5 protein-coding genes are annotated in these 7634 nt (G+C 44.6%); 2 read left to right on the top strand and 3 right to left on the bottom strand.

Annotation, left to right across the window (positions count from 1 at the left end; genetic code table 11):
* Positions 1–31: 31 nt before the first annotated feature.
* Positions 32–1360: an FAD-dependent oxidoreductase gene (locus AB4Z45_RS29435; RefSeq protein ID WP_441912880.1), complete on the bottom strand. Its 1329-nt coding sequence runs from the start codon at positions 1358–1360 to the stop codon at positions 32–34.
* Positions 1361–1675: 315 nt separating this feature from the next.
* A complete protein-coding gene (locus tag AB4Z45_RS29440; RefSeq protein ID WP_441912872.1) occupies positions 1676–2359 on the bottom strand; it encodes an HAD family hydrolase in 684 nt (227 codons plus the stop codon).
* A gap of 162 nt (positions 2360–2521) precedes the next feature.
* On the opposite strand from AB4Z45_RS29440, the gene AB4Z45_RS29445 reads away from it, so the two are divergent.
* Complete coding sequence (locus tag AB4Z45_RS29445) at positions 2522–3274, top strand: SDR family NAD(P)-dependent oxidoreductase (RefSeq protein WP_441912873.1); 753 nt, start codon at positions 2522–2524, stop codon at positions 3272–3274.
* 1019 nt (positions 3275–4293) lie between these two features.
* Here AB4Z45_RS29445 and AB4Z45_RS29450 read toward each other — a convergent pair.
* On the bottom strand, positions 4294–6339 hold the full coding sequence (locus tag AB4Z45_RS29450) for an RICIN domain-containing protein (protein WP_441912874.1): 2046 nt from the start codon (positions 6337–6339) through the stop codon (positions 4294–4296).
* A gap of 309 nt (positions 6340–6648) precedes the next feature.
* Between AB4Z45_RS29450 and AB4Z45_RS29455 the strand changes: the two genes are divergently transcribed.
* Positions 6649–7634 (top strand): ABC transporter substrate-binding protein (locus AB4Z45_RS29455; protein ID WP_441912875.1); only part of this gene is annotated, 986 nt, incomplete at its 3' end.

Genomic DNA, 7634 nt, shown 5'->3' on the forward strand with positions numbered 1-7634 from the left:
GCGGAGTGCCATCCTTGCAGCTTTTATAAAATTATACAGCTTGCAAGCCAGCTTGGTTAAGCATGTTCCATGGCTTATTGTAATGCGGTTGGAAGAAGAAATCGACGTAGCTTAATTCCTCCATCGTCATTCCGTTTTGGATGCATACCGACAACGTATTAATCGACTGGGTGAGATCAACCTTCGATAACACCTGTGCGCCAACGATTCTGCCGTTATCCGCTTCATATACGACCTTTAAAGTCACTTGCTCAAAGGTAGGCATGAACTCAAGTCGGTAGCTATCAATGATTGTGACATTTTTCACATTCATTCCCGCAGCAAGTGCGCCTGTTTCCGTTAGACCAGTCGATGCAATGTTATAATCGTAAATTTTAATGCCCGACGTGCCTTGTGTTCCGAGATATCTGACCGTTGGTTTCATCAGGTTTTTGGCTACGAGCGTTCCCATGCGGACAGCGTTTGTGGCTAAAGGAATATAAGCGTTTTGCCCTGTTGGATTATAGTGGATGGCGCAGCTGTCGCCAGCAGCAAATACATCAGCTTTGCTCGTTCTCATATAATCATCCACAATAATTGCGCCGTTTGGAAGCATGTCAACTTGGCCTTTCAGCAGCTCAGTGTTAGGACGGAAACCGATGCAAAGCACGACGAGATCTGCTTCATATTCTCCAGCTGTCGTGATGACCGTCTTTACATGACCCTCACTGCCCTTGAACGAAGTAACCGTCTGACCAGTTGCGATGGTTATCCCTTTATCAACCAACGCTTGCTCTGTAACATCTGTAAATTCACGATCCAAGTATTTATATAAAATGCGTTCCATATTGTCGATTAAGGTTACCTGTTTGCCAAGCTGTTCAAATGCTTCTACGAGCTCAATACCGATGTAGCCGGCTCCGATAACTGCAATGCGGTTCGCTGTTTTTGCTTTCTCGATGATTTCTTTCGAATGGTTGTAGTTTTTGCAAAGAACGATATTTTCAAGCCCGATGCCGTCCATTTGCGGAATAATCGGCCACGAGCCTGTTGTAACGACGAGCTTATCGTAGCTTTCAGTAAATTCGTCGCCCGTTACAAGATTTCGGACCTTAATTTGTTTAGCATCCGTATCTACTGCAAGCACATCATGTCGCATATGCGTCTTCACGCCAAGCTCAGCGAGCTGCTCGGGCGAAGCATAAAATAGCTGCTCAGCATTTTTAACTACACCGCCAACATGCAGTGCGATGCCGCACGATAGAAACGAGATATTGTCATTCCGTTCATAAACGGTAATGTTGGCCTCCGGGTAAAGTGCAGCCATTTGTTTAATTGCAGCAGTTCCTGCATGTGTACAGCCAATAACAGCAATGTTCATCGTCATAAAAAACGCCTCCTATGGGATGTGTAGAGGGTAGTCTGCTATGGCAGCCGCCCTTACAACGTGAATTAATTCACAATATGCTATACAGTGTGAAAAGATTCACAACCTTTGATTGCTTTTATCATATTCGCTTTTGAGAAAATTGACAAGGGGTGTTCAAGCTGTTTTTACAATATTAATTAAATTTTCAGATTATTTGACACGTTTTGTCCACAACTTCCACAGTAACCTTTTATCCATACGATTGGATGAAATAAACTCAGAGCAGTAGCTGTGAGTCATCAAAGTATCTATTTTGCTTCTATTTTATTATGGCAAATGAGATATTAAATGATCAGGATGGAGCAGCTTCGTGTAACGGCTTGTTATATAGGTATTAAACCAAAAGGCATGGAAAACTTTTAAGCCAGCGTTGCATGCGCCATCCAGCTCATTAGAACCGCCATCGCCTACAAATGCCGCATTTTCGGGTGATACGTTTAACCGCTCACAGGCTAATTGATATATACGAATGTCTGGTTTGGCTAAGCCAACTTCATATGAGAAGAGGGCATCATCAAAGTAGGGAGCGAGCTGGCTAGCTTTCCACTGGCGAATTTCTTCTTCTGTACAATTGCTAATAAGCCCTATTTTTATGTACTTGCTTTGCAGCTCTTTCAGCATGGCAAGAACAGCTGGCTGAATCGTTAAAAATGGAGCCTGCTTTTCGTCGATTCTTGTTCGATACAAGTGCTCCACTATTTGTTCGTTGTAAGGTAAATTCTGCTTCTCCAAAATGTCTCTCATCACTTCAATGAAGTTAACATATTGTCCGGTCATTCTTGCTTCTTGGCGTTTGCGCCAATCTTTCTTGAAATCGCCATGATTTATGCCGAGAAGTGCAGCATCGTCCGTGGATCTATTGATGGTGCGCTTGCCATCCGTAAATTCAGTTATCAACGTTTCAAATAAATCGAAAAAGACAGCTTTAGTGTTCAGGTGGATCAGCTCCATTTTTCAGATTTTCTAAAGAATCCTGCCGTTGTTCCGTTGACTATTATTTCGTGAAGCTGCTGTATTTGTCCTCTTGATGGAGGTAAGCGGTTTGGATTTTCATTTTGCTTCGATTTGCTTTAAACTCTTTAGGTAAAAGGGCACGTTAAGGAGGCATCCAAAATGAAAGCAGCATACGAGGATAAGGTTGTACTAATAACAGGCGCTGGGGCTGGTATTGGACGAGCGCTTGCACTAGCTTATGCGCAGCAAGGAGCACTGCCTGTATTAGTGGATAAAAACGAAGAAGGTCTGGAGCAGACTGGCTTGCTGCTGCAAGAGGCAGGTTATGATTCTTTATCCCTTTCTGCCGATATGAGCAACCCTGATGACATTATTAAAATGCTGCGTGATTTGGAAACGATTGTCGGGAGATTAGACATCGTCATAAACAACGCGGGGTTTGGCATATGGAAGTCGCCATACGACCTATCCATTGATGAGTGGGATAGCGTTGTGAATACGAACCTGCGCGGGACGTTTGTCTGCTCGCGTGAGGCTGCCAAGTTGATGCGGACAACCGGCGGTGGAGCTATCGTAAACATTTCTTCAACGAGAGCAATGATGTCGGAACCGAATTCAGAAGCCTATGCGGCATCCAAAGGTGGGATTCTCTCGCTAACCCACGCGATGGCGGTTTCGCTCGGCCCAGATCATATTACGGTTAACGCAATATGTCCAGGTTGGATCGAAACGGGAGATTACAGCAAGCTGCGCCCAGAGGATCATGAGCAGCATCCGTCTAAGCGGGTAGGCAAACCGGAGGATATTGCACGGGCATGTCTGTATTTAACAGACCCTCAAAATGATTTTGTAACCGGAACTCACATCACTATTGATGGCGGTATGACGAGAAAAATGATTTATGAGGAGTAGTTTGACGGGAGATATAGAGTGAGTGTAATGGCATGGAGTATGGGAATGGTGCTGATCACGTAGTGAGTCAGCTCCATAAGGAGCATATTTGTTTAACAAAAAGAGGCAGTCTCAAAGGCAGTTTATCTGCTTTTGAGACTGCCATTGCTTTATTTAAAGCAGTTATTATCATAAAATCAGCCTGGCTAAGAGAGAGCTAAAATAAGACTGTTTCCTAGATCTATTTTGGTGAGAAGGGCTCGTTTGATGAAAATAGGACTATATTTTAGTCTTATTTTTGCTGAATTGGCTCATATTGAGCATTATTGAGGCTGATGAGAGAAAATAAGACTATTTTCTAGCTCTATTTTGGTGAGAAGGCACGTTTGATGAAAATAGGACTATATTTTAGACTTATTTTTGCTGAATTGGCTCATATTGAGCAGTATCGAGGCTGATGAGCGAAAATAAGGCTATTTTCTAGCTCTATTCTGGTAAAAAGGGCGCATTAAATGAAAATAGGACTATATTTTAGCCTTATTTTTGCTGAATTGGCTCATATTGAGCAGTATCGAGGCTGATGAGAGAAAATAAGGCTATTTTCTAGATCAATTTTTACAAAGGTGCGAAGTCCATGCTTATTTGTGAAACGCCATCTTTAACTGTTACGCCTGCGTCCCGAGACTCTTCGATAATCAGCTGGATGCATCATTGGTGACCTAAACTTAGTGTAAACTGAAATGGAGCCATGAATAAATACTCCTCTCTAGAATGGTTTAGGCAGCTTCTGCGAGATGAGTATTTACTTCATGGCTTACTTTTTATGCAATCCTTCATATTACACAATTAGATAGGACTCCACTTCCAAACGCTTCGTGGATAGAAAGGTGACCTATTTTAGACTATTTGTTGCCGGAAAGAGCACAAAAGAAACGATGTGTTAATACAGTGATGAAATGTCCGATAAGCTTTTTACCTTCTTGGCCAACCAACCCATGTATTGAATTCTTTTTTATGCTAAAAAAACAGGGGTTGCCCCATCAGCTAACGCGAACAAGCTTCCATCTTTGGGCGCCGTTTCCGAGATCATCCCAGATTTGAACGTTTGAACCGTTGGCTGTGCCAGAAGCAGCGACATCCAGCGCCCTATTGCTGAGTGAGTGGATAAGCTTGAAGTAACCGCTCCCTGTGTCGATGATCTTCCAATGCAGATTATCTGAGTTCGCATAATCCCAGATTTGAACATTGGTGCCGTTAGCTGTTCCTGCCCCGCTGACATCAAGCGCTTTGCCGCTGTTCGTGTTAATGAGCTTGTATGCTCCGCCCCCGACATGCGTAATTTGCCAGAGCTGATTTGCCTGATTCGCACCCTCCGTCCAGATTTGCACATTGGAGCCATTCGTTGTTCCCCAAGCATCCACCTCAAGCGCTTTGCCGCTATTTGTATTGATAAGTTTGTATACACCACCTGAAACGACACCATTGTAAACATCGTTTCGAGTAAACTCAACCCAGTCAATATCGACCCATTGGCTCGCTTGGCTGTTTGATGTGAAAAAGCCAATGGTTGCCTGGCCGTTTACAACTGCGATGTTCGAGAGTGTAACCGGCGTCCAAGCTGTGGTTACGGGGCAATTGGTTTGCCGCGACGTTCCGCCAAAATCTTTTACTTCCATTACGCAAGAATTCTGCCCGCCGCTGCTCCGCATATACGCACGCAGCGTATAGCTGCCATTATCAAGTCCGCTAATCGTTTGGCCAACATAAGCCGATGCAGGTCCGCTCGTTCCGGCTAGTCCGATAAAATAATTGCCCTGGGCGGCGGGTACACCGACACCATCGTTTGTGCCATGTACTTTAATTCGAGCGGGGTAATCATCGCCAAATGTCGTCCAGCCGCTTACGTTTGCCGTTTCAAAGCTCCAATTCGTTACTAGGTTTGTGTTCGATGGTGTAACTGCATGACCAAATCGAATATACACTCCGCTGCTTGGATAGTCTGCACTCGTCGCTGCAAGGACGTGAGTAGAATCTATGGGCAGCAAGGCATTCCAATTTGAGCTGGTCGAGTCGCTTACTGGAAAAATATTAGTCCGATATTGCCAAGTTGCACCATTGTCTGCGCTAATCATCGTGTACATGGAGGAGAATGCGTCGCCGGTATTTATGCTGTCATTGTCCGTTTGAAAAGAAGCAAGCAAGCGGCCATCTCCAAGCTTAACAACAAAAGGCGCACCAGCTTTTTTTCCGGCTTTGGTAGGGACATAAAGGGTTTGACGAGGAACGTTCCAGTTATAACCATCCGACGATATTTTATATTTGATAACAAAAGGATGACCTGCGACGTCGGTCGCTTCGAACACTAGGATGTATTGGCCATTAGCCATTTGGGTAATAACGGGCATTCCATCTCTAGAGCCTGCGGCAACACCGTCGCTGACAATCGTTTCGCCGCTCCAGCCGTTACCGGTCCATGTTTTCATAATAAGCTTCTGAAGGCCTGTATTGCCTACAGTGGCAGGACTATCATCCGCATAATATACAGCTATTGTATTGCCAAGCATCTGAAGATGCGGCTCCCATAATCCTTTGAACGAGTTTGCTGTGGCAGAGCCGATTTGGCCGTTCGTTAAATCTGACCAGGTGCTGCCGCCATCGGTGCTTTTTTTGGTTTTTAGGTAAGTGTTATAAATCGAACCGGATTGCACAACAAGGCGGTACGAAAGCCAAATCTCGCCATTCGGCAACTGAAGCATTTGGCCATTACCTACATCACCGCTGGAATCAGCTGCAGCTTGTATAGCAGGAGACCAGGTATGACCGCCGTCCGTGCTGCGAGAAAGCATAATTCTTGTTTTGCCCCCGCCTGCATTCGTATCGAAAGAGGCTAAAATATCGTTATTGTTCAGCTTTAGCAGCCTTGGATACCATACTCCGCCGTTTTGAGGTGTGAATACGGTTGCGGTATTTGAGGGCCAAGCTAATCCAGGGGCTGCAAATGCTTGAAAACCAGGGAGCAGTATACTGATTATAAGAAGCAAGCCAATCCATAAAGCGGTTATTCTAACCTTGCTTTGGACAAACATGTGAAACCATCTCCTCTTATTATTTTGTAAGCGCTTCAAAACGGATTATAGAATATATTAGTATTTAAATATATACTAAAGTTAGTATATTCTGTGCTTTAAAAACGCTGGAATGATAGAAGTTGAATGAAAATGCAGAAGTTTTCGTTTGAAAATGGGGTTATAGACTGCTTTTTAAGGTGAAGCATTAGTTGAAAGAAGATTATTTCTCATTTTTTATACTAAATAGAGTATTTAAAAGTATAACAATATAATCTAGAATGAGTTCATCAAGGAAGCGCTTGCAAAAAAAGGGAGGCGTCAAACGAAATGAATAGAAAATTATCCGCGAAGCTTGGACTTGTAATGCTATTATGCTTTGGAATGCTGCTATCGGCTTGTTCATCAGGTGGAAATGGCAACAGCACTGCTACAAATGGAAACACTGGGAATAAAGGTGATGCAGCAACAAACGCACCGCAAGAAAAAGTAAAGATTTCGTTTATGGGTCATGGCAGTCCGCAGGAGAAAGATATATTTACGAAGCTGATTAAATCGTACGAAACGAAGTATCCGAACGTAAAGGTAGAGTACACAAGCGTGCCGCCTGCTGAATACAATCAGAAGCTGTCTACGCTGGTTGCATCGGGCAAAACACCGGACGTATTTTACGTATCGGGCCCGCAGTTTTACAAGTTTGCCGAAGCAGGCACGATTCAAAACCTGCAGCCGTTTCTAGAATCGACCGAGCTGTTCCAAGCGGATAACGTATGGAAGCAAGCGCTTGATCGTTACCGTTTTGACGGCAAGCAGCTCGGGCAAGGGGATTTGTACGGATTGCCGAAGGACGTAGGTCCATGGGCAATGGCCTACAACAAAACGATGTTTACTGAAGCTGGGCTTGAATTGCCGCCGGCTGAGGTTGGCAAATGGACATGGGACAACTGGTTAGATGCAGCGAAGAAGCTGACGAAGGATGAGAATGGCGATGGCAAAGTCGACATTTATGGCGGAGCCAACTTTACGCTGGAAGGCGCAGTATGGGCAAGCGGAGGCGACTTCATCGACTATACAACAGGCAAAGTAACGATTGATACACCGGAATTTGCAAAAGCAATGCAATGGGTAGCAGATCTGCGCCTCAAGCACAATGTATCGCCGTCGCCGGAGGATGAGAAAGCAATGAATTCGTACTCGCGATTTGTAGCCGGCAAAGTAGGCATGTTCCCAATGGGACCATGGGATCAACCGGGATTTTGGGATTTGCCGTTTGAATGGGATATCGCGGCATGGCCGGTGAATCCGGAGACAGGCAA

The organism is Paenibacillus sp. MCAF9 (assembly GCF_052114265.1).
Classification (GTDB): domain Bacteria; phylum Bacillota; class Bacilli; order Paenibacillales; family Paenibacillaceae; genus Pristimantibacillus.

What these genes read in the sequence shown, in the direction of transcription:
- AB4Z45_RS29435 (WP_441912880.1), bottom strand. Translation starts at nt 1,360, where the DNA reads ATGAACATTGCTGTTATTGGCTGTACACATGCAGGAACTGCTGCAATT.
- AB4Z45_RS29440 (WP_441912872.1), bottom strand. Translation starts at nt 2,359, where the DNA reads ATGGAGCTGATCCACCTGAACACTAAAGCTGTCTTTTTCGATTTATTT.
- AB4Z45_RS29450 (WP_441912874.1), bottom strand. Translation starts at nt 6,339, where the DNA reads ATGTTTGTCCAAAGCAAGGTTAGAATAACCGCTTTATGGATTGGCTTG.
- AB4Z45_RS29445 (WP_441912873.1), top strand. Translation starts at nt 2,522, where the DNA reads ATGAAAGCAGCATACGAGGATAAGGTTGTACTAATAACAGGCGCTGGG.